The organism is Pseudomonas sp. FSL R10-2189 (assembly GCF_009600325.1).
Lineage (GTDB): Bacteria > Pseudomonadota > Gammaproteobacteria > Pseudomonadales > Pseudomonadaceae > Aquipseudomonas > Aquipseudomonas helleri.
Genome location: NZ_WIVZ01000003.1, coordinates 166,148 through 187,307, shown reverse-complemented (window position 1 = coordinate 187,307; position 21,160 = coordinate 166,148). Strand labels below are relative to the sequence as shown.

Below are 21,160 nucleotides of genomic sequence, written 5' to 3'. Positions count from 1 at the left end.
TTCTCGAAAACCAGCGATGGAGCGCCGGATGCCATGAATCGTTTTTCTAATAAAGTAGCGGCGGGGTGGGGTGAGTACGCGTCGCCGCTGCTCTATGTCTATTTGCTGGGGATGATGGCGGTGCTTGCGGGGATATTGACCACTGCCATGACCCTGCAATATGTCGACGGTGAGTTGCCTTGCCCGCTGTGCCTGTTGCAGCGCGCGGCCATGCTGGGTGTTTGTTTCGGGATCATGCAGCAATTGCGGCATGGGTACTCCTGGTTCAATACCGGCATTTGCCTGGCGTTTTCGGTGTTGCTGCTGATTATTTCGGTTCGGCAAACCTTGCTGGATATCTACCCGCGCCCAGGGCATGCCTACGTGGGCAGTGCGGTGTTTGGCCTGCATATGCCGGTCTGGTCAGTGATTATTGCGCTCTGTCTGATTACCGCGATCGCTTTGCAACTGATCATCTGGGGCGCCAATAAGCAGGTCGCCGATAAAAGCATTGGGCTTTATCCGGGCCTGAAGACTATTGCGTGGGCGCTCAGTTTTTATGTGATTGCAATCGGGGTGGTCAATTTTGTCTCGGTTGGGGTTCAGTGCAAGTTCAATCAATGTCACACCTTTAGTTATCAATTACTGGATTGAACAGTGTTGAGTGTGTCGAAAAGGAGTAAATCAGTGAAAACAGCTATTACGTTGGCTTTTGTGGGAGCCTCTTTACTGTCAGGTGTTGCCAATGCACAAACGCCTGAGTACTTGTTTGATGTGACGGGCAAGAGCCCGTACAAACAGGCCTATCAGGACATGCTGGCATTCCCTGAATGGGTCCGCACCGGCCAAGGCACTTCGACGCCGCTGCAAGAAGTGGTCATCGATGGGCAGAAATACACCTTGGGTCAAATGTGCAAGCCCCATGACTGTGCGGATAATCAGCTGATTGTTCTTTTCAGCCCCGACAAGAAAAAAGCCTGGGGTTTGTTGGCCACGCGATCGACTGATGGTCAGTCGTTCAATACACAGCTCTTGGGTGCGCCTGAGGCGGCCATCAAGGAATATTTGATTAAAACCCTGGCCGAGAATAATCCAGAAGATTAAGCGGTTTGCCACGCAAAGCCGGGCCTGGTTCTGTTTCATTGCGCGTTCGATGAATTGGAATCAGGCCCGATTTTTTGTGCCTGACCCTTTGACTCGATGGCGGGATGCAACGCCATAAGTCATCACACGCGTTAGCTGTCGTTCAGGGCTGCATGGGTAGGCTAGGATGCACTCAGGTCCTGAACGGGTTGGCACCATGAATACCAGCGTGATTTATGCATTGGCTGCGGCCGCACTGTTCGGCGCCAGCACGCCGCTGGCCAAGGTGTTAGGGGCTGAGGTGTCGCCGGTGCTGCTGGCCGGTTTGCTGTATTTAGGCAGCGGAGTGGGCCTGGTGCTGGTGCGTTGTCTGCGCGACCGAGGCTGGAAACCCTCGGGTCTGCCTGCTGGCGAATGGCCGTGGCTGGCCGGGGCGATTCTGTTCGGCGGGGTGTTGGGGCCGGTTGCCCTGATGTTTGGCCTGACCCGCACCAGTGGTGCCACCGCGTCGCTGATGCTCAACCTCGAACCGGTGCTGACCGCACTGTTGGCGTGGGTAGTGTTCAAGGAAAATGCTGACCGCCGAATTGTTCTGGGCATGTTGGCGATTATCGTCGGCGGCCTTGTGTTGTCCTGGCCGACTGGGCACACCTCGGATGTTTCGCAGTCGTGGCTGGGGCCCATTGCGGTGGCGTTCGCTTGTTTGTGCTGGGCGGTGGACAACAACCTCACGCGCAAAGTATCGGCTTCTGATTCGTTGTATATCGCCGGTTCCAAAGGCTTGTTCGCCGGCTTGGTTAATTGCACGGTCGCGCTCACTTTGGGCGCGCAATGGGTGCCGATGCAGGTGTTGACGCCAACCTTGCTGATTGGCTTTTTAGGCTATGGCGTGAGTCTGGTGCTGTTTGTGCTGGCACTGCGTGGCCTGGGTGCGGCACGTACCGGGGCTTATTTTTCGACGGCGCCTTTTTTGGGTGCGGCCATTTCGATTCTGGTGCTGGGCGAGTCGGTTTCGCTGCTGTTTTGGCTGGCTGCGGCTTTTATGCTGTTCGGGGTGTGGCTGCACCTGACCGAATCCCATGCCCACCTGCATCAGCATCAACCGCTCGTGCATACGCACCGGCATAGCCATGACGAGCATCATCAGCATGAACATGATGGGGATGAACCTGCGGGCACCGCCCACAGTCATACGCATCAACATGCACCGATTCAGCACAATCACCCGCATTTTCCGGATATTCATCACCGGCACACGCACTGAGCGCAGCGCCTATTGCAGGAAGCAGTAACACTTTTTATTGGAATGGAGCGCCAGAGCGCACATGTTTGAACACATCGATCTGAACCACTTGTTGGCCACTTATGGCTACCTGGCCATTTTTATTGGTTGCCTGCTCGAAGGTGAAACCATCCTGATTTTAGGGGGGATGGCTGCGCATCAGCATGTGCTCAAAATGGTGCCGGTAATCGGATATGCCAGCGTGGCCGGGATGCTCGGTGATCAGTTGCTGTTCTGGGTCGGTCGCTATTTTGGCGAGCGATTGCTGCCCCGACTGCACAAGCAGAAAGCCGCCATCGATCGGGTATCGCAGCTAATCAACCAGTACCCGACAGTGTCGATTTTTTCGGTGCGTTTTCTCTACGGCATGCGCTTGGTCGGGCCGATAGTGATCGGCGCGAGCAAGGTGTCGCCGTTGAAATTCACCTTCATCAACCTGTTGGGCGCGGTGGTGTGGGCAACGCTGTTCGTCAATGCGGGGTATTGGGCCGGGGAGTTTCTGCAAGGCGTTTTTGGCGACCTTAAGCCATACCGTCTGCCGATTGCGCTGTGTGTCATCGGATTGATGGTGGGCATTGGCCTGATTCGTCATTACCGGGCCAAGCGTCGTTCTGCGAACAAATCCGTCTGATCGCGCAGGTATTTCAAGATATTTAGGTGCGGTTGCAATAAATAAACGTGGAAGGCAAAGTCCAAAAGCCCGGTTGCGCCTATGCTTCCTACAACAGGCTCACCGCCGAGGGTTTCAGGGCCTTGGCGGTACATTCGCGGACCCGGTCCGATAAGAAAAGGAGATCTGGATGTTTATCCGTTTATTGATCCTCGCCAGTGTGCTGGTCACCAGTTCGGTCCAGGCCATTGAGGTCCCAAGCCCACTTGAACAGGATCGCGGCAAGTCCCGCCCGTTAATCATTGTTGCCCGTACCCCCGTTGACCCGACACTGACTGCGCTGAAGAAGGAGCTGGAAGACCCGGCGATTCAGCAAGGCTTCAAGGACCGTAACTTGGTGCTCTATGAGGTTGTCGGTATTGCCGGCAAGCGTGATGGCAAAGACCTTGAAACGCAGTCCACGATGTCACTGATACGCGGGCTCAAGCCCGGGATGATCATTGATAAGGCCAAGGTGATTCTGATCGGCAAGGATGGCGAGAGAAAATTTGAGGGCGAGGGTGATGCGGACCTGCCTAAATTGTTCGCCACCATCGATGCTTTGCCGGCCAGCGAGAAAGAAACCCAGGCCCCGCCAGAAGCCGTAGCCCCGGAGAAGCCGGGCAAAGGCGCCAAGCCTGCAAAACCCGTCAAAGCAGTCAAGGCGCTGGAAGATTAACAGCGCTTTGTCACACGCAAAAAAAAGCCCGCTGGGGGGAGCGGGCTGAACGGGATTCACTAAAGGAGTAGGTTCAAAGTAGCCCTGGCGATGTGAAAGTGGTGTGAAAACCATGTCGTCAAAACGCTGAGTCTGATGCAATCTCGCGTTTAGCTTCCAAGTCGTGTTCGTTGAGCCACTCCTGATTCAAAGTGGATGTATCGCCCAGATATTCCAGCAGCCAGCTCATCGCGGGAGACTGATGTGTCTGGTTCCAGGCGATGCACGAAGGGCTGGAGGGGAAGGGCCTTTGCAACGGCAGGGCGACCAGACGACCGTGCGCAATCAAGGGCTGCGCCAGGTGCGCAGGCACCATGCCAACGCACAACCCATCACTCAGGCACGCCAGGCCCGTGGTCCAGTCGGGCACCATCATTCGCCGCTGATTATCCAGGGTCCAGGTATCGCGCTTGGGCAGGCTGCGTGAAGTGTCGTCCATGCACAATGACGGGTAGGGGCGCAGTTGCTCGTCATTCAGCGGGCCCTGAAGTGACGTCAAAGGGTGTGCCGGGCTGGCCACACACAGCCAGTGCAGCGAGCCCATATCGCGGAAGGCAAAGCTGGCCGTGACGGGGATTGCCCGGGTCGCGCCGATGACGATGTCCGTACGCCCGTCGACCAGGGCATCCCACACACCGTTGTACACCTCGTAATGCACCAGCAGCTCCACGTCGGGAAAGTGCCGGTAGAAATCCAGCAGCATTTGTTGGCAGCGGGGTTGTTTGACGATGGCATCCACCCCGACCCGCAACTGGCCACTCCAGCCATTGGCTACCTGCTGGCACAAGCGCCGGGTGCCGAGCATTTTTTTCATCACATCGCGGGCTTCTTTGACAAACACACGCCCGGCGGGCGTCAGCTCGACATCCCGATGACGACGGACAAACAACGGCACAGCGAGCCATTGCTCCAGCTGGCGCACGGTGTAACTGACGGCGGAGGGCACCCGATGCAGCTCTTGGGCGGCGCCACTGAAGCTCCCGTGGCGGGCGACTGCGTCAATGACATCCAGAGAGTATTCAGACCACATAGCATGCCTTCGAAATATTTGATGCCATCAGGCAATAATTCTCGCTTCACAAGGTAATCGTCAGCCGGATAATGCGCGGCAGTCAACAAATTGTTTGATGGCAAGTTTTGGGTGCACATGAAGAATTCTTTTGGTTTTACCTGTTATCTCGCCGGGCTGAGCATGCTCGGCTATCTCGCGATGGATATGTACCTGCCCGCTTTCGGTACATTGCGCAGCGAACTGGGCCTGTCGGCCGGGGCTGTGGGCGCGAGCCTGAGTATCTTTCTGGCCGGTTTCGCTTTTGGGCAATTGCTCTGGGGCCCGCTGTCGGACCGCCTGGGACGCAAGCCGGTGCTTTTGGCGGGCCTGACCATGTTTGCCCTGGGCTGCGTGGGGATGTTGTTTGTCGACAATGCCGCGCTGTTGCTGACCCTGCGGTTTATTCAGGCCATCGGCATTTGCGCGGCGGCGGTGACCTGGCAAGCGCTGGTGATCGATCGCTACCCATCTGACAAAGCCAACCGGGTGTTTGCCGGGATCATGCCGCTGATGGGCTTGTCACCTGCATTGGCTCCGCTGTTGGGCGCCGTGGTGCTCAACCATCTAGGCTGGCAGGCGATTTTTGCGGTGTTGCTGGGGTTGGCGTTACTGCTGATCGTGCCGACGCTGTTGCTCAAAGAAAAAGCCCGAAGCGTGGTTAGCACGCCGCAAGCAACTCAGGTCAGCTACTGGAAGTTGCTGTGCTCGGCGAGTTTTAGCGGCAACGTGATGATGTTTGCGGCGTGCTCGGCGAGCTTCTTCGCCTGGCTGACCGCGTCGCCGTTCATTCTGGGGGACATGGGGTATAGCCCGAGTGATATAGGTTTGAGCTACGCCTTGCCGACGCTGGCATTTATGGCCGGTGGTTATGGTTGCCGCAGTGCCTTGCAGCGCATCAAGGGCCGCACGCTGTTGCCGTGGCTGCTGGTGGCGTACTGCGCGAGCATGGTGGGGTTGTATTGGGTGGCGACGCAAACCGAGCCGACGCTGGCGACCTTGCTGATACCGTTTTGCCTGATGGCGCTGGTTAACGGCGCGAGCTATCCGATTGTGGTGGCCAACGCACTGATGCCCTTTGCCGGAAACTCGGGCAAAGCGGCCGGGCTGCAAAACACCTTACAGCTTGGCTTGTGCTTTCTGAGCAGCTTGTTGGTCTCGACCTACATCAGTCAGCCGCTGCAAATCACCGTCGAAGTGATGCTGGCGACGGCGCCGCTGGCGGTACTGGGGTATGTGATCCAGCGGCGCAAGGCCAATGCCGAGGCGCTAGCCACGTCCTGAAGCCAACAGTCGCCCTGTAGGAGCGAGCTTGCCTCGCGATCTTTTGATTTTCGAAAAGATCGCGAGGCAAATGTGTGTCGGTGATATCAGGCGACATCCACCAGCACGATTTCGCTGTCTTCAATTGCCGTCACCCGCAACACGCTTTCGTCGACGATGGCCACGCCATCACGGGCTTGCGCTCGCAGGCCATTGACTTCAATCACGCCGGTCGCCGGCACCAAATAAGCACGGCGGCCGCTGTCCAGGCGGTATTCGGCGCTTTCCCCGGCCTTGAGGTTGGCGGCTACCACGCGGGCGTCAGCGCGGATGCTCAGGCTTTCGTGGTCGCCCTGTTTGCCGCTGGCCAAGGTCACAAAGCCTTCTTGCTGGCCTTTCGGGAACGGTTTGGCGCCCCATGACGGTGCCTGGCCGGCTTGGTCAGGAATGATCCAGATCTGGAAGATCTTGGTCGGTGTCGACTCCAGGTTGTACTCGCTGTGGGCAATCCCGGTGCCAGCGCTCATCACCTGCACGTCACCGGCCTCGGTGCGGCCTTTGTTGCCCAGGTTGTCTTCATGGCTGATCGCACCTTCACGCACGTAGGTGATGATTTCCATGTCGCGGTGCGGGTGCTGCGGGAAGCCGGTGCCGGGGGCGATGATGTCATCGTTCCAGACGCGCAGGTTGCCCCAGTTCATCCGTTTTGGGTCGTGATAACTGGCGAATGAAAAATGGTGATGGGCATCCAGCCACCCGTGGTGTGCGCCGCCCAGGGTGTTGAAGGGTCTGAGTTCAAGCATGATTCTTCTCCTGTTCAGGTCGCCGGAAGGGTGTAAACGGTTACCCGATTGATGATGGAACTGATTCTCCTGCATGAACATATCGATAAAAAGCGCAAAAAATGCTTAAAAGCTATCAGTTAATTTGATGTTTCAGGTTGTTTACCTAGTGGGGTTTACCTGCACAACAAGCCCTAAACAGCTGATGCTCAAGCAATTGCTAGAAATCTGCGCGTAATGCGGCGACCATAGCCTTTGTGCCCAGACAGCCTCACCCCATGGAGTCAGCGTGACGCAAAACACCCCCGATGTGCCTGAACAACTTGTCCCCCTAGCCCAACTGCCCTGGTTAAAACGCCTCGCTGCTCGCCTGTTTGGCAACGGCTTAAGCCGTTTGCGCGCCCAGCATGCGGCCTCGTGGTTACAAGGGCAGGCTGACGGATTTCGCAGCGGGCACACTTCAGGCTTCGATTACGGCTTCAAGGAAGGGCATACCGAAGGGCTGGAAGAAGGGCGGCAAGTGCTGTTTATCAGCGACACGCGCCCGCAGGTACTGCGTGCACCGGGGATTGATGACAATCTGTTCGACGATTGGCGCCTGCCGTTGAGCCCTGAGCTGAAAAAGCAGATCAAGGCCGATGTCGAGGCGTTATTGCCCGAGCACGCCCAGCCCAGCGCGGCGCAGTGGAAGATGATCTTCAGTGACACCCCGTCGACCTCCGTGGTTGCTGGCGCCGGGGCGGGCAAGTCGACGTCGCTGGTGCTGCGCATCCTGTTATTGACCCACTACCTGGGCTTTGAACTCGACTCCATGACGGTGGTGACCTTCACCCGCGAGTCGCGAAAAGACTTCATCAGCAAGCTGCAAGAGATTTTCGCCTTGTGGGGCCGCACCCTGAGCCTTAAGGAGGCCCGCGATGTGGTGCGAACCTTCCACTCACGGATCTTGCCGATGGTGCGCAGCTTGCCCGGCTATGGCCAGTTGCAGGCCTTTGAAACCCTGAACTCGCGCAATCTGCTGAGTGAAGACGACGCCGACAGCAATCCGTTTGATCTGCGCATCAACGACGCTCAGCGTCAGCAGCTCAATGCCTGTTACCACGGGCTGTACACCCGCGATGCGCGTTTTCGCGAAACACTGGCGCCGTTGTGTCGGCATGCCTTGCAGCTCAAAGAACTGGAGCGTGATCACCCGGATGTGCAAAAACGCATGGCGGTCACCGAACTGGCAGCCAAGCGCGATGAAGAGTTGTGCGACACTCTTGAAGATTTGTGGTTTGCCGCCGGGGCCTGGCCGATCAAAGGGATCGAGCCGAACCGGGAAACCCTGGAGATCAACGGCTCGCAGTTTCATTGCCACGGGTATATCCCGCAGTTGGATGCCTGGGTTGTGTTGGGCTTTGATCCGCGTGAAAACCCGCAAATCTCTCGCCCCGGGGCCAAACTGACGGTACGTGCCGAGTGGGCAGTCAAACGCACACTGTTTCGAGCTTTTTGCAGTAAGCCGCTGATTTGGTTAGAAAGTTATGCGGATGCCAAGCGAGTCATTGCTTCGCTGGCAGGGGATGCCAGTGCCGGGCCTGGTTTTGATTACAAGCTCAAGGGCGAGCTGACTTCAGCGCCGTTGCTCGATTGTTTTGTTGCGGCTGCCAGCTTTATCGAGAACCTGGGCCTCGATGTCGCGGCGGCGGTGGGCGAAATGCGCTTTGCCAAGGATGACCCGGACCGTTTCTTCTTCGAGGCATTGAGCCTTTACTGGCGGGCGCTGGAAGACCATCTGTTGGCGCAAACGCCACCGGTGATGACGTACAACCGCATGTTCTCGTTGTTTGGTGAGAACACGCCGCAGAACTTCAAGCTGCTGAGCCACGAGCAACTTCGGCCGTTGTCGCATTTGATGATCGATGAGTTCCAGGACGTATCACCGCAGATCGTCTCGTGGCTGCGCGCCAGCTTGCGAGAAATCCGCAGCCGTGGGCCTGCAATGCACGTTGGGCGGGGCGCCCAGCGTTCCTCGCTGCTGTGCGTAGGGGATGACTGGCAATCGATCTATGGCTGGCGGGGCAGTTCGCCCAAGTACTTTATGGAGTTCAATAAAGAATTCCCGTCGCCCGCCACCACGCGCGTGATGCTCAGCGATAACTTCCGCAGCCATCAGCACATCATCGACGCGGCTGAACACATCGTGCGGGCGGCGCCGTCGATTGCCGGTAAACGCGCCAAGGCCAGCGGCGAGCCCAAGCAGCCCGTGCCGGTGAATGTCCTCAATCGGGATGACCAGGATTTGGCCGCCCGATTGATCGAGCACTACAACGCGGGCGATCGAGTCTTAATGTTGTATCGAAAAAGCAGCGATAAGCTGTTGATTGAAAAGGATATACAGTCCGTAGTTAATGTGGATTCGAGGTTGGCGCCTGAAGATCGTCGGCTCAAACAGTTGACGTATCACAGCTCCAAAGGCCTGCAGGCCGACGCTGTTTTCCTGCTGGGCGATTGCCAGCATCTGACCTCGTCACCGTATAAAAATCAGGTCTATCGCATGGCGGGCCTGGGCAAGGACGGCGAGCCGGACCCTTACGACGTGGCGCAGAAGGATGAAATCCTGCGACTGGCCTATGTCGGCATTACCCGGGCGGTGACGCATTGCTATTGGTATCTGGAAAGCCAGGACGCCCAAGGGCCGAACATGCCCAAGGCCTCGGACCGGATCCCCAAGGGCAAGGCGTTTTTTGAGGATTTGCGGGGTTTGAAGGTTCCTGCTGGCTAACGTGAACGTGTAGGAGCGAGCTTGTCTCGCGATCTTTAAAGATCAAAAGATCGCGAGGCAAGTTCGCTCCTACAGGGGCATTTTTTACGCCTGCCACGCCAAAGGGGGAACGAAGCTTTCGAGTTCGTCTTCTACGGCCTGGATGATGCGCGCCACTTCCCCGGTGCTCATGCTGGTGGCGCAGGGGATGCCGGCAATGGCAATCATGGTTTCTCCGGTGGCGCGGTCAAACAACCGGGCAACCATGCTCTTGGGCGCGTCCATGGTCGCCTCGAAGCCAATGGGGTGAAAGTGCCAGCGCATGAGTTGGCAGGCGTTGGGGAAGCTGAATTTATCGATGGAGCTGACAGTTTTCATTAAGAGCGATTCCTTTTGCTCTGACGTGATGGCGAGGCGCGAACCTCTCCTTGAGGGTTTGCGAGTCTTTCGTGTTTAACCTAGCACTCATAAGTGATGGCGATAAGCCTTTTTTTGCCCTTCGTCGGTTTAATGGCGCCAGATTTGATATGTGTCATGCGCTGCAGCTGATTTGGCTCAGTCCAGCTGTTATTGAAGCGTGCGGGTAAACTCGGCATTCTGTGTTTTTTGCCAGTTGAGCGTTCTATGTCACTCCCCGACGACGGCCCTGAACAGACCCAGGCGACTGGCGAAACGGTCATGCGCTACCACCTGTGCTGGAAGTACCGCGATCTGGACGGAGTGATGGCGCTTTATCATCCTGACGTGCGCTACCACGACTTCTTCCAGAACCGCGTCATGGTCCTCTCTGAATTGCGCGAGTACGTGCAAAAGTCCATGCCCAGGGCGGCAGATGAGGCGCTGGAACACAGCGACCGGATTCGTCTGGACGGCAATACCGCGTTCATTCAATACCGCATGACCTTGCGCGGCAGTCAGGGGCTGGTATCGTTTCGCGCCAGTGAAGCGATTACCGTCCGCGACGGCCTGATCTGGCGCGTCAATGAATACGCCTCGCTGGTGCACGAAACCGCTCCTGACACCGCACAACAACCGCCGCTGCGCCCGGCGGTCAGTCGCCTCGGGCTCTCGGCCCGGCAATTGAGCTTTATGGCCCAAGACCTGCAAACCTACTTCGAACATCAGCAGCCCTATCTCGACCCCGAACTGGACCTGCAACAGGTGGCCAAGGCCTGCGGCTACACGCGCAACCAGATGTCGTATTTGTTGAACAAGGTGCTGGGCCAAAGCTTTTATCGCTATGTGAATCAGGCGCGGTTACAGCATGTGTTAGCGGCGATGGATAGGGCGGTTGCACCAATCAAGGTGGATGAGGTGGCGTTTTCGGCGGGCTTCAACTCGATATCGGCCTTTTACACCTGTTTTCGCCAGCACACCGGCCAGTCACCCAAGGCCTACGCCAAGCAAATTTCTTTGCGTGCACGCACGCAAGACGCTGGCTGAGCACTGACGCTAGGATCGACCCATTCTTGAACCCAAGGTGGAGTCGGTAATGCCAGCATGGCGCGCGATCAGTTTATGGATGGACCAGCTTGAGGAAACCCTGACGCCTCGGCCCTCGCTTGAGCACGACCTGGAGGTCGACGTGCTGATCATTGGCGCTGGCTACACCGGGTTGTGGACCTCGTACTACCTCAAACGCCATGCGCCCGAATTGAGCGTCGCCATTGTCGAGGCGCAGACCGCAGGTTTTGGTGCGTCGGGCCGCAATGGCGGCTGGCTGATGGGCAACCTGCTGGGCGGTGACCGCTTGCTTGCCGGGCTCTCGGCCGAACAACGGCGCGCCTCATTCGATTTGCTGCACGGCATCCCGGACGAAGTCAAAAGCGTGATTGATCGCGAGGGCATTGACTGTGACTACCGCAAAGGCGGCGCCTTGTACTGTGCCGCGCGCTACCCGGAGCAAGAAGCCAGCATGCGCCGGTACTTGGGCAAGCTGCATGCTCAAGGCTTGAATGACGCCGACTACCGCTGGCTAAGCCCTAATGAGCTGGCGCAGCAGATCTGTGTCGCCAAACCCTACGGCGGTATCTTTACACCCCACGTGGCAACGATTCACCCGGCCAAGCTGGTGCGCGGGCTGGCCCGCGCTGTCGAGCGTATGGGCGTACAGATTTTTGAGCAAAGCCCGGTGACCGATTGGCAGCCCGGCAAGGCCCGCACGGCCAAGGCGCAGGTTCGCAGCCGCTGGGTGGTGCCGGCGGTGGAAGGCTATGCCAACACCCTGGCGCCTCTGGGGCGTTATCAGTTGCCGGTGCAAAGCTTGATTGTCGCCACCGAGCCGTTGTCCGGGGCGCTGTGGGACAGCATCGGCCTGTCGCAGGGGCAAGCCTTTAGCGAGAGCAGCCGCCAAGTGACCTACGGCCAGCGCACGGCGGATAACCGCCTGGTGTTCGGCGCGCGCGGGGGCTACCAGTTTGGCGGGCGCCTGCGCGAAAACTTCGACCTCACCGCCAGCGAAATCGAGCTGCGCCGCTACCTGTTTGGTGAACTGTTCCCGCAATTAAAAAACGTCGAGATCAGCCATGCCTGGGGCGGAAATCTGGGCATGTCGCGGCGCTTTCAGCCGCACATGCTCTGTGATCGCCAGCAGGGTGTTGCGCTGGCCGGGGGCTACGGCGGTGAAGGCGTGGGTGCCAGTCATTTAGGCGGCCGAACTTTGGCCGACCTGATTCTGCAACGGGACACGGCAGAGGTTAAACAGCCTTGGGTGTTAACCGAAGGCGGGTTAAAAGCGCTCAAGGCCTGGGAGCCCGAACCGTGCCGCTGGTTGGGTTACAACGCGATCATTCGCAGCTTTGTGTACGAAGACAAAACCCTGGCGAATCTCGATAGCCCGCCGTGGCGTAGGCAATTTGCCAGCCGTATGGCGGATTTTATGGAAGGTTTCATGCAGTAACCCTTGTTGTCTTGATCAGGAAGTTTTTCATGAGCATCACGCACTTTAAAAACACCGCCCATGCTGTGCTGCAAGAGTCCTTCCCGGTGGCTGTGCCGCTGGGAACGCCGGTATCGGTCACCTCGGTCACCTGTGTTGAGCGCACCGATGGCGTTGAAACCGGAATCTGGGAGTGCACGCCTGGGCGCTGGCGCCGGCAAATCGTCCAGCAGGAGTTTTGCCACTTTATTCAAGGCCGCTGCACCTTCACCCCCGATGGCGGTGAACCCCTGACTATAGAAGCGGGCGATGCACTGATGTTGCCTGCCAACAGCACTGGTATCTGGGACATCCAGGAAACCGTGCGCAAGACCTATGTATTGATCTTTTGATCGCTGAACACTGCCGATACCTGCCTATAAAAAAGCTGCCCAAAACATGCTAGGAATCGAATCATGAAGCGTATGACTACCCTGTTGCCCCTAATGCTGGTTGGTACGTTGTGTCAGGCCGCCGAGACGGTGAAGGTCTACAACTGGTCGGATTACATTGCGCCCGACACGATGAAGAATTTTCAACGCGATACCGGCATCGGTTTTACCTATGACCTGTTCGACAGCAACGAGACGCTGGACGGCAAGTTGATGACCGGCAACTCCGGGTATGACGTGGTGTTCCCGTCCAACCACTTCATGGCCCGGCAGATTGAAGGCGGGGCGTTGAAGAAGCTCGACAAGAGCCAATTGCCCAACTGGAAAAACCTCAACCCGGTGCTGCTCAAGGCGCTGGAAGTCAACGACCCGGGCAATGAGCATGGCTTCCCTTACTTGTGGGGCAGCACCGGGATTGGCTACAACGTGGCCAAGGTCAAAGCGGTCTTGGGTGATAACGCGCCGGTCGATTCCTGGGACTTGATCTTCAAGCCCGAGAACATGGCCAAACTCAGCAAGTGCGGTGTTGCGATTCTCGACAACGGCCCTGAAATCCTCCCGGCTGCTCTGAATTATCTGGGCTTGCCACCCCACAGCAAAAACCCGGATGACTACAAAAAAGCCGAAGATTTGCTGATGAAAGTCCGGCCTTACATCAGTTACTTCCATTCTTCGAAATACACCAGCGACCTGGCCAACGGCAATATTTGCGTTGCGGTAGGCTTCTCGGGGGACATTTTGCAGGCTGAGACCCGGGCAAAAGAAGCGAAAAACGGTATCGAGATTGGTTACTCGATTCCCAAGGAAGGGGCGGCGATCTGGTTTGACATGGTTGCCATGCCCGCCGATGCGCCGGACGAAAAAGCCGCGTACAGCTTTATGAACTACTTGCTGCGCCCGGATGTGATGGCGGGCATCAGCAACTACGTGCATTACGCCAACGGCAACCAGCAGGCGGACGCGTTGGTCAGCCCTGAGATCAAGGCCGACACCAAGATTTACCCGACGCCAGAAATGATGGGCAAGTTGTTTGCACTCGAAGCCATGCCGCTAAAAATTGACCGGGTCCGCACCCGCGTGTGGACCAAAATCAAGGCGGGCGAGTAACTCTGTAGGAGCGAGCTTGTCTCGCGATCTTTTCAAAAAATCAAAAGACCGCGAGGCGGGCTCGCTCCTACAGTTTCAGCTCAGTTCACCCGATTGGCCGGGGGTTCACCCGTGAGGGCGGCCAGCAGGTTATCGACGGCGCAGCGTGCCATCGCTTCTCGGGTTTCAACGGTAGCCGAGCCGATATGCGGTGTGGCCACCACGTTGTCCAGTTGCAGCAACGGCGAGTCCACTTCCAGCGGCTCGCGTACAAACACATCCAGCCCGGCGGCGCGGATCTGGCCCTGTTGCAAGGCCTTAATCAGCGCCGCTTCATCCACCACTTTGCCCCGCGAGATATTGATAAAGATGCTCTCGGGGCGCATCAGGGCGAACTGCTCGGCACCCATCAAACCCTGGGTTTGCGCCGTCAGCGGCAAGGTCAGGCACACAAAGTCGGCTTCTTGCAGCAGCTCGTTGAGGCTGCGGTAGCGCGCATTGAAGCGCGCCTCAACCGCAGGCTTTGGCGAATTGCTGTGGTAGATCACCGGCATGCCGAAACCAAAGTGACCGCGCTGGGCGAGGGCTTCACCAATGCGGCCCATGCCGATAATGCCCAGGGTTTTGCCATGCACGTCGGTGCCAAAAGATTCGGGCCCGATGTTTTTCTGCCACTGGCCATTGCGCACCTTAATTGCCAGTTCCACCACGCGCCGGGCGCTGGCCAATATCAACGCAAAACCGGTGTCTGCCGTCGTCTCGGTCAAGACATCCGGGGTATTGGTGAGCACGATGTTGCGCCGGGTCAGGTAGTCAATATCGTAGTTATCAACGCCCACAGACACGCTGGCCACGGCTTCAAGCTTGGGGGCAAGGTCGAGCAATTGCGCGTCGAGTTTAAGGCTCGCGCCGAGCAAACCGTGGGCGTGAGGCAGGGCGGCGCGCAGTTGCTCCAGCCCTTGAGCGTCAAGGCGCTTGATCAGCGTGACGTCTGTTTCGGCTTGCAGTCTCTGCATCAGCGGTTCAGACAGTTCTTTGTACAGCACGACGTGTTTTTTCAAGGGGTTCACCGTCTTTCAAATCAAGAGTGGGCCAGGTGCTGCGGGGCGCGGCGTTTAGGGGCAACCGGATCTTTGTGGGTTGGGGTGAGCATCAAGGTCAACAGCACCGAAATCAGCAGGGCGCCGCTCATCAGCAGGTACGACGCGCCCGGCGAACCGGTTTCGCTGTTCAGGTAACCCACCAGGTAAGAGCCGCCAAATGAGCCCAGGGCGCCCATGCTGTTGATCAACGCCATGGCGCCGCCTGCCACGTTAGCCGGGAGAATTTCCGGAATGATGGCGAAAAAAGGGCCATACGGCGCGTACATACAGGCCCCGGCAATGACCAGCAATGTGTAGGACCACCAGAAGTGCTCGGCGCCCAATGCGTAGGAACCGTAGAAGGCGATAGAGGCAATCAGCAGCGGCGGCCAGACAAAGCGTTTGCGCTTTTGCAGTTTGTCCGAGCCCCACGACACCACGAGCATGCCGATCACGGCTGCCAGATAGGGCAGGGCCGAGAGCCAGCCAGCCTCGATCATGTCCATGTGCGCGCCCTGTTTAAGGATCGACGGCAGCCACAGCACAAAGCCGTACACGCCGATGCTCCAGCAAAAGAACTGCAAGGCCAGCAGGATGACTTTTGGCGAGCGGAAGGCCGCCGCGTAGTTTTTCACCGGGGTCATGCCCACTTGCTCGGCATCCAGCGCGCTTTGCAGGTCTTGCTTCTCTTGCTGGCTGAGCCACTTGGCGTCGCTTGGGCGGTCATCGGCCAGGCGCCACCAGATAAACGCCCAAAGTACGGCAGGCAAGCCTTCAACGATGAACATCCAGCGCCAGCTGTAATGCTCCACCAGGTAGCCCGACACCACCGACATCCAGAGCATGGTCACCGGGTTGCCAAGGATCAGGAAGGTGTTGGCGCGCGAGCGTTCGGCACGGGTAAACCAATGACACAAGTACACCAGCATGGCGGGCATTACCGCGGCTTCAACCACGCCGAGCATGAAGCGGATGACGATCAGGCTGTAGGCGTTGGACACCACGCCGGTCAAGGTGGCGAGCCCGCCCCAGAGAATCAGGCTGACAAAAATCAGCTTTTTAACGCTGTTGCGTTGCGCGTAGACCGCACCGGGAACCTGGAAAAAGAAGTACCCCAGAAAGAACAACGCTCCCAGCAACGACGACAGGCCGGGGGTGATGTTGAGGTCGGCGGCCATGCCCGAGGCGGCGGCAAAGCCATAGTTGGCGCGGTCCAGGTAGGCCAGGCTATAGGTGATGAACACAATCGGCATGATGTACCACCACCGGCGGGTGGCGAGTTTCAGTGAGTGCATGGTGATGCTCCTGAGCTTGTTGTTTTTGTCGCAGCAGGTAACGGGTCGAGCTAAAAATCAGGCGGCGGTTGAGAATTGGTTGAGTTCAGCGCGGGTCGGCAGGCCCTCCATGTCGCCACGGCTTTGCACGGCGCGACTGCCGATCCAGTTGCCGCGTTGCACCGCTTGGGCAAGGCTGAGGTTTTCCAGCAGGGCGCTGATCACCCCCACGGCAAAGCCATCGCCCGCGCCCACGGTGTCGACCACGCGGGCGACAGGCACAGCGGGCACGAAGTGCTCGGTGGTGGCGGTGCGCAAGAACGCGCCTTTGGCGCCGAGTTTGATGATCACCGCCTCGGCGCCTTGGTCCAGATAAAACGCGGCAATGTCCGCAGGGGCGTCGTAGCCGGTGAGCAGGCGGCCCTCTGCAAGACCTGGCAGCACCCAGTGCGCGTGGGCGGCAAGGGCGTTGATGTCGCGAATCATCTGCTGTTCGCTGGCCCATAACGAAGGGCGCAGGTTCGGGTCGAATGACACGCTTTTGCCTGCGGCGCGCATCGCCCGCATCAGTTCAAAAGACAACTCATTGCAACTGGCTGAAAGCGCAGGCGGAATACCGGTGGCATGCAAGTGTCGGGCGCTGAGCAATGCGTCGCTGATCACCGAGCGGTTCAGGTGGCTGGCGGCGGAACCCCGGCGAAAGTACTCCACGTACGGGTCGCTGCCGTCATCGACGCGCGATTTAAGCTGAAAACCCGTGGGATGTTGCGGGTCAATCGCCACATGCTGGCAGTCCAACCCTTCGCCTTGCAGGGTGTTGAGCACAAAGCGCCCGAGGGAGTCAGCCCCTACGCGGCTCAACCAGTTCACATTGAACCCCAGACGGGCCAGGCCAATGGCCACGTTGCTGTCCGCGCCGGCGATGCGTTTGTGAAATGTCTCGACCTGGGCCAGGTCGCCAGTTTGCTCGGCCACCCACATGGCCATGGTTTCGCCAAATGACAACACATCGACGTTAGACATAGCTCGGCTCCTGTTGGGTGTGACTGAGTCGGGACAGAACCTGCACGTGTTGGCGGGTCAGCCACGTCAGGTCGTTGCCTTGCAGCGGGTATTCGACGGCGCGGGGCAGGCCGTGGGGCATGTGCCCCATGAGCTGTTGCCAGGTTTGCAGGTCGGTGGCCGTCGGCGGGGTGGCAATCAATTTGCCATCTGGACGTCTGGCCACGCCTTTGCAATGCACATAGGTCACGTGGCGGCCCAGCAGGCGCGCGGCGGTGCTGGCCGACTGGTCTTGCCACTGCCAGTTGCCAATGTCGAAAGTCATGCTGACGGGGGCATGCAACTGCTCGACGCTGTCGAAAAAGCGCTGCATGGGCTCGATGCGCCCGCCTTGGGAGGTTTGGTCGTTTTCCACCAGCAAGCCTACGGATTGCTGCTCAAGGCAGGCGGCCAGTTGGCGCATGTCGCAATGCTCGGTGAAGTACCCCAGCGAGACTTTCAGCCACTTGGCGCCGAAGGCCTGGGCCCGTTGCAGGGTTGGCAGCAGTTGCGGGTTAGGGCGTGACTGGCCGGCGTCCCACAGTTCCATCGGCGATGAGTACAGGCATTCCAGATCGTGCTGTTGAACCGCCTGGCTAAAGCTGGCCGGGTCTTCGCCGGTGAGCAACTCTTCGCGCAGCTCGATACGTGTGGCGCCGGCTTTGGCCAGCAGCTCGATGAAGCTCGCTTGGCCGCGTTCACGAACAAGGTCGGCGCCGTAGCTCGACAGGCTGATGGAAACGGGAAATGTGTTCATTGTTATTGCTCTCTGAAACCGGTTTCATTTTTTTACAGCGTTAAGGGCTGACGACCGCATAACGGCTGTCAGCCCCTCAAGCGTCAGGGGGGAGCGTGTTGTGTTGAGCCGCGAACGATCAGGCGGGCGGCGAAGTCCAGGTTGTGCGCGGGGCCGGTGTCACCCTTGAGGCGCCTGAGCAGGCAGTCGAACGCGCTGGCGCCGATCTGTTGCGTCGGTTGGGCGAGGGCGGTGATGCCGCTGCCCACCAACGCAAACCAGTCCAGGTCATCCAGGGCGATCAGGCCAACGTCTTCAAACAGGCGGCAGTTCAACTCGCGCAAAACCTGGGTGCACGCCAGGGCGGCCACGCCGTTGGAACAAAAGATGGCCTTGGGGCCGGGGCCAGCCGCTTGCAGAAATGCCTGGATATCGGTGTTGAGTTGCGGGCCGGTTTGCACCGCTGCGCCGCTGAGCGACGGGTGCTGGGCCAAGTACTGATTGAAGCTCTCGATACGCTCGCTGCGTGAGCTGGTGCCGTCAATCGGCTCGCTGACCAGCAACAGATCGCGATAACCCTGCTCTTGCAGGTGCTCAAGGGCCATGCGCACGGCACCGGCGTTGTCGAGGCCGACCATGTCGCTGTGCAGTTGCTCGACTTTTCGGTCGATCAGCACGATGGGCATCTCCTGGTGCAGCGCTTGCAGCGCGTCAGGATGATGCCCAAGGGTGTTCAGAATCAGGCCTTCGATGTTGTAAGAACGTAACGCCGCGAGGTGCTGATGCTCTTGCTCATCATTGCGGTCGGTGTTGCACACCACCAGGTTGTAGCCGTGCTGGCGGCAGGCGGTTTCAACGCCATGCATCACCGCAATCGAATAGGGGTTGCGAATGTCTGCCACGAGCATGCCGATCAGCCGGGTACGGCCGCGCTTAAGGCCGCGGGCCATTTGATTGGGGCGATAGCCGAGCTCGTTGATGGCTTGCTCGATACGTTCAGCGATGGCCGCGGACAACAAGGCCCGGTCTTCACCGATAAAGCGCGACACGCTGGCCTTGGAGACGCCAGCGCGCTGGGCAACATCAAGCATGGTCACGCGGGTGCGCTGGGCTGCAGAAAAACTGTTCACGGCCTGAAACCTTTTATTGGTGTTATCGCAGGCGGTTTCGATCAAAGGGTGATGAAACCGGTTTCAGGAAAACTCAAATCACCCGGTGTCGTCAAGTTTTGCGTGCACTCGATTTCAATAAACCGCTGAATGACCTTGTAGCCGCTGATGAGGCACGAGGCTGCGATGCGAGCCGCAGGATCGCCAATTAGGGTCGCTTCGCAACCCCTCGCAGCCTCATGCTTCGTCAGCGACTACAAGTTTTGCAGGTTTTTACACCTTGAACTGGCCCAATAATCCGTTGAGTTGCACGCTCAGTTCCTTGAGGTGAGCGCTGTCGGCACTCGATTGCTCGGCAGCCTTGGCGGTGTTTTGCGAGAGGCCGGCGGCCTGGGTGACGTTTTGGTTGATGTCTTCCACAACGTGCGCCTGCTGCAACGTGGCGCTGGCGATTGATGCGTTGAGCTCGTTCAGGTTGCTCAGCGCCTGGCCGATGGTGGTCAGGCTGTTGCCGGCCTGGGTGGCTTGTTCGATGGTCGCTTGCGACGCCTGACTGCTGCTGGCAATGACATTCACGGCTGCGTCGGAGTGCTGCTGCAACGCCTCAATCATGGTCTGGATTTCAGCCGTGGATTTTTGCGTGCGCTGGGCCAGCAAGCGCACCTCATCGGCCACTACGGCAAAGCCGCGACCCTGTTCGCCGGCGCGCGCCGCTTCAATGGCCGCGTTCAGGGCCAGCAGGTTGGTTTGTTCGGCAATCGAGCGGATCACTTCAAGCACGCTGCCGATGCCGCTGCTTTGCGTGGCCAGTGTGCGGATCACCTCGACCGCCTGGTCAATAGTGATCGACAGTTGGTCGATCTGCTTCAGGCTGCTGTCGATGTTCTGCTGGCCCAGCTCGGCTTGGGTCTGCGCACCGCGCATTTCACCGGCGGCGTGTTCGGCGTTTTTGGCTACCTCTTGTACGGCGTAGGTGACTTCGTTGATCGCCGTAGCCACTTGATCCATCTGCGAGGCTTGCTGCTGGCAACGTTGCTGGGCTTGTGTCGCATCGTTGCCGATCTGCGTCGACGACTGCTCCAGCGCCGTGGCGGTGGCCTGCAAGTGGCGGATGACCGTACGCAGTTTGGTGGTGAAGGTGTTGAAGTGCCGGGCAAGTTCGGTGACTTCATCGCGCCCGTGGGTGTCGAGGCTGCGGGTCAGGTCACTTTCGCCGCTGGCAATATTGGCCATGGCCTGCACCGCCTCTTTTAACGGGCGAGCAATGCTGCGGGCGATCAATCTGACCAGCACGACCATGATCAGCGCAATCGTCAGGCCAGCGACACTGGCTTTCCAGACTTGCGCCTGAAATTCGGCCTGCATGTCGTCGATGTACACCCCGGAGCCAATCACCCAGCCCCATGGCTCGAACAGTTGCACATAAGAGGTTTTTGCCACCGGCTCGTCAGCGCCGGGTTTGGGCCAGCGGTAGGCCAGGTTGCCTGAACCCTGGGTCTTGGCCAGTGTGACCATCTCATTGAAGATCGCAACACCGTCCGGGTCCTTGATGGCAGACAGGTCTTTGCCGTCGAGTTTGGGGTTGGTCGGGTGCATGACCATAAAAGGGCGCAGGTCATTGATCCAGAAGTAGTCGCCCTGGTCATAACGCATCTTGCTGATGACCTGCAGCGCTTGTTGTTGCGCAGCATCACGGCTTAACGATCCGGCAGTTTCGAGGCCATGGTAGTAGTCCAGAACGCCACTGGCGGCTTGCACCACGTGGCGGGTTTTCTGCGCTTTGCCTTCATTCAAATCGTCATGTATCTGCTTTAGCATCAGCAAACCCAACGCCAGCAGCATGGCCATTGCCACGATCAAGATCAGCCACAGACGCTGGCTGATGGACAACGTGCGCAGGGTATTCATACAGCGGTCACTCCTTTGTTGTTCTTGTTGTCAACGCTCGCACTCAGAGCAGCGAAAGTGGAACG

Annotated in this window: 20 protein-coding genes and 1 pseudogene; 11 read left to right on the top strand and 10 right to left on the bottom strand. The window is 58.5% G+C overall.

What is annotated here, in order from left to right; translation table 11 throughout:
* Positions 1-33 precede the first annotated feature (33 nt).
* The 5 genes from GHO32_RS04040 to GHO32_RS04020 all read left to right on the top strand — a co-directional run bounded on the left by GHO32_RS04040 (position 34) and on the right by GHO32_RS04020 (position 3,672).
* On the top strand, positions 34-633 hold the full coding sequence (locus GHO32_RS04040; protein ID WP_153333107.1) for a disulfide bond formation protein B: 600 nt from the start codon (positions 34-36) through the stop codon (positions 631-633).
* Between the two features lie 33 nt (positions 634-666).
* The gene (locus GHO32_RS04035) at positions 667-1,083 is read left to right on the top strand and encodes an Ivy family c-type lysozyme inhibitor (protein WP_368668377.1); all 417 of its coding nucleotides are present in this window, start codon (positions 667-669) and stop codon (positions 1,081-1,083) included.
* Between the two features lie 196 nt (positions 1,084-1,279).
* Positions 1,280-2,326, top strand: coding sequence for a DMT family transporter (locus GHO32_RS04030; RefSeq protein WP_153333105.1), 1,047 nt, complete (start codon positions 1,280-1,282; stop codon positions 2,324-2,326).
* A 61-nt stretch (positions 2,327-2,387) separates the two neighbouring features.
* Complete coding sequence (locus GHO32_RS04025) at positions 2,388-2,975, top strand: DedA family protein (protein ID WP_153333102.1); 588 nt, start codon at positions 2,388-2,390, stop codon at positions 2,973-2,975.
* A gap of 169 nt (positions 2,976-3,144) precedes the next feature.
* The gene (locus GHO32_RS04020; RefSeq protein WP_153333100.1) at positions 3,145-3,672 is read left to right on the top strand and encodes a DUF4174 domain-containing protein; all 528 of its coding nucleotides are present in this window, start codon (positions 3,145-3,147) and stop codon (positions 3,670-3,672) included.
* A gap of 118 nt (positions 3,673-3,790) precedes the next feature.
* Here the strand turns inward: GHO32_RS04020 and punR are convergent, their stop codons facing one another.
* On the bottom strand, positions 3,791-4,741 hold the full coding sequence (gene punR / locus GHO32_RS04015; protein ID WP_153333098.1) for a DNA-binding transcriptional activator PunR: 951 nt from the start codon (positions 4,739-4,741) through the stop codon (positions 3,791-3,793).
* A gap of 117 nt (positions 4,742-4,858) precedes the next feature.
* Here punR and punC point away from each other — a divergent pair, with 117 nt between their 5' ends.
* On the top strand, positions 4,859-6,043 hold the full coding sequence (gene punC, locus GHO32_RS04010; RefSeq protein ID WP_153333096.1) for a purine nucleoside transporter PunC: 1,185 nt from the start codon (positions 4,859-4,861) through the stop codon (positions 6,041-6,043).
* Between the two features lie 86 nt (positions 6,044-6,129).
* Here punC and GHO32_RS04005 read toward each other — a convergent pair whose 3' ends face one another.
* Positions 6,130-6,825, bottom strand: a complete 696-nt coding sequence (locus tag GHO32_RS04005; protein WP_153333094.1) for a pirin family protein — start codon at positions 6,823-6,825, stop codon at positions 6,130-6,132.
* A gap of 268 nt (positions 6,826-7,093) precedes the next feature.
* Between GHO32_RS04005 and GHO32_RS04000 the strand changes: the two genes are divergently transcribed.
* Positions 7,094-9,571, top strand: a complete 2,478-nt coding sequence (locus GHO32_RS04000) for a UvrD-helicase domain-containing protein (protein WP_368668376.1) — start codon at positions 7,094-7,096, stop codon at positions 9,569-9,571.
* An 84-nt stretch (positions 9,572-9,655) separates the two neighbouring features.
* On the opposite strand, the gene GHO32_RS03995 is transcribed toward GHO32_RS04000, so the two are convergent.
* Positions 9,656-9,928 (bottom strand): DUF1652 domain-containing protein, encoded by a 273-nt coding sequence (locus GHO32_RS03995; protein ID WP_153333092.1) that lies wholly within the window; start codon positions 9,926-9,928, stop codon positions 9,656-9,658.
* Positions 9,929-10,174: 246 nt separating this feature from the next.
* Here GHO32_RS03995 and GHO32_RS03990 point away from each other — a divergent pair, with 246 nt between their 5' ends.
* From GHO32_RS03990 to GHO32_RS03975, 4 genes are all read left to right on the top strand, one after another.
* Positions 10,175-10,993, top strand: a complete 819-nt coding sequence (locus GHO32_RS03990) for an AraC family transcriptional regulator (RefSeq protein ID WP_153333090.1) — start codon at positions 10,175-10,177, stop codon at positions 10,991-10,993.
* Positions 10,994-11,042: 49 nt separating this feature from the next.
* Positions 11,043-12,449 carry an FAD-binding oxidoreductase gene (locus GHO32_RS03985; protein WP_153333089.1) on the top strand — a complete coding sequence of 469 codons (1,407 nt, stop codon included), beginning with the start codon at positions 11,043-11,045 and terminating at the stop codon, positions 12,447-12,449.
* Between the two features lie 29 nt (positions 12,450-12,478).
* Complete coding sequence (locus tag GHO32_RS03980; protein ID WP_048370089.1) at positions 12,479-12,820, top strand: cupin domain-containing protein; 342 nt, start codon at positions 12,479-12,481, stop codon at positions 12,818-12,820.
* Between the two features lie 63 nt (positions 12,821-12,883).
* Entirely contained in the window at positions 12,884-13,966 is a 1,083-nt protein-coding gene (locus GHO32_RS03975; protein WP_153333087.1) for a polyamine ABC transporter substrate-binding protein, read from the top strand.
* Positions 13,967-14,046: 80 nt separating this feature from the next.
* On the opposite strand, the gene GHO32_RS03970 is transcribed toward GHO32_RS03975, so the two are convergent.
* The 7 genes and pseudogenes from GHO32_RS03970 to GHO32_RS27130 all read right to left on the bottom strand — a co-directional run.
* Positions 14,047-15,006 (bottom strand): D-glycerate dehydrogenase, encoded by a 960-nt coding sequence (locus GHO32_RS03970; RefSeq protein WP_153333085.1) that lies wholly within the window; start codon positions 15,004-15,006, stop codon positions 14,047-14,049.
* A 20-nt stretch (positions 15,007-15,026) separates the two neighbouring features.
* On the bottom strand, positions 15,027-16,322 hold the full coding sequence (locus GHO32_RS03965; RefSeq protein WP_153333083.1) for an MFS transporter: 1,296 nt from the start codon (positions 16,320-16,322) through the stop codon (positions 15,027-15,029).
* A gap of 57 nt (positions 16,323-16,379) precedes the next feature.
* Positions 16,380-17,324, bottom strand: a complete 945-nt coding sequence (locus GHO32_RS03960) for a sugar kinase (RefSeq protein ID WP_153333081.1) — start codon at positions 17,322-17,324, stop codon at positions 16,380-16,382.
* Positions 17,317-18,099, bottom strand: coding sequence for a sugar phosphate isomerase/epimerase (locus GHO32_RS03955; protein WP_153333079.1), 783 nt, complete (start codon positions 18,097-18,099; stop codon positions 17,317-17,319). The genes GHO32_RS03960 and GHO32_RS03955 overlap by 8 nt, the downstream gene beginning before the upstream one ends.
* Positions 18,100-18,182: 83 nt before the next feature.
* Positions 18,183-19,208 carry a LacI family DNA-binding transcriptional regulator gene (locus GHO32_RS03950; protein ID WP_368668375.1) on the bottom strand — a complete coding sequence of 342 codons (1,026 nt, stop codon included), beginning with the start codon at positions 19,206-19,208 and terminating at the stop codon, positions 18,183-18,185.
* A gap of 252 nt (positions 19,209-19,460) precedes the next feature.
* The gene (locus GHO32_RS27135; RefSeq protein WP_371924480.1) at positions 19,461-20,195 is read right to left on the bottom strand and encodes a methyl-accepting chemotaxis protein; all 735 of its coding nucleotides are present in this window, start codon (positions 20,193-20,195) and stop codon (positions 19,461-19,463) included.
* Between the two features lie 123 nt (positions 20,196-20,318).
* A pseudogene (locus GHO32_RS27130) lies at positions 20,319-21,005 on the bottom strand (cache domain-containing protein); the annotation flags it as partial.
* Positions 21,006-21,160 lie beyond the last annotated feature (155 nt).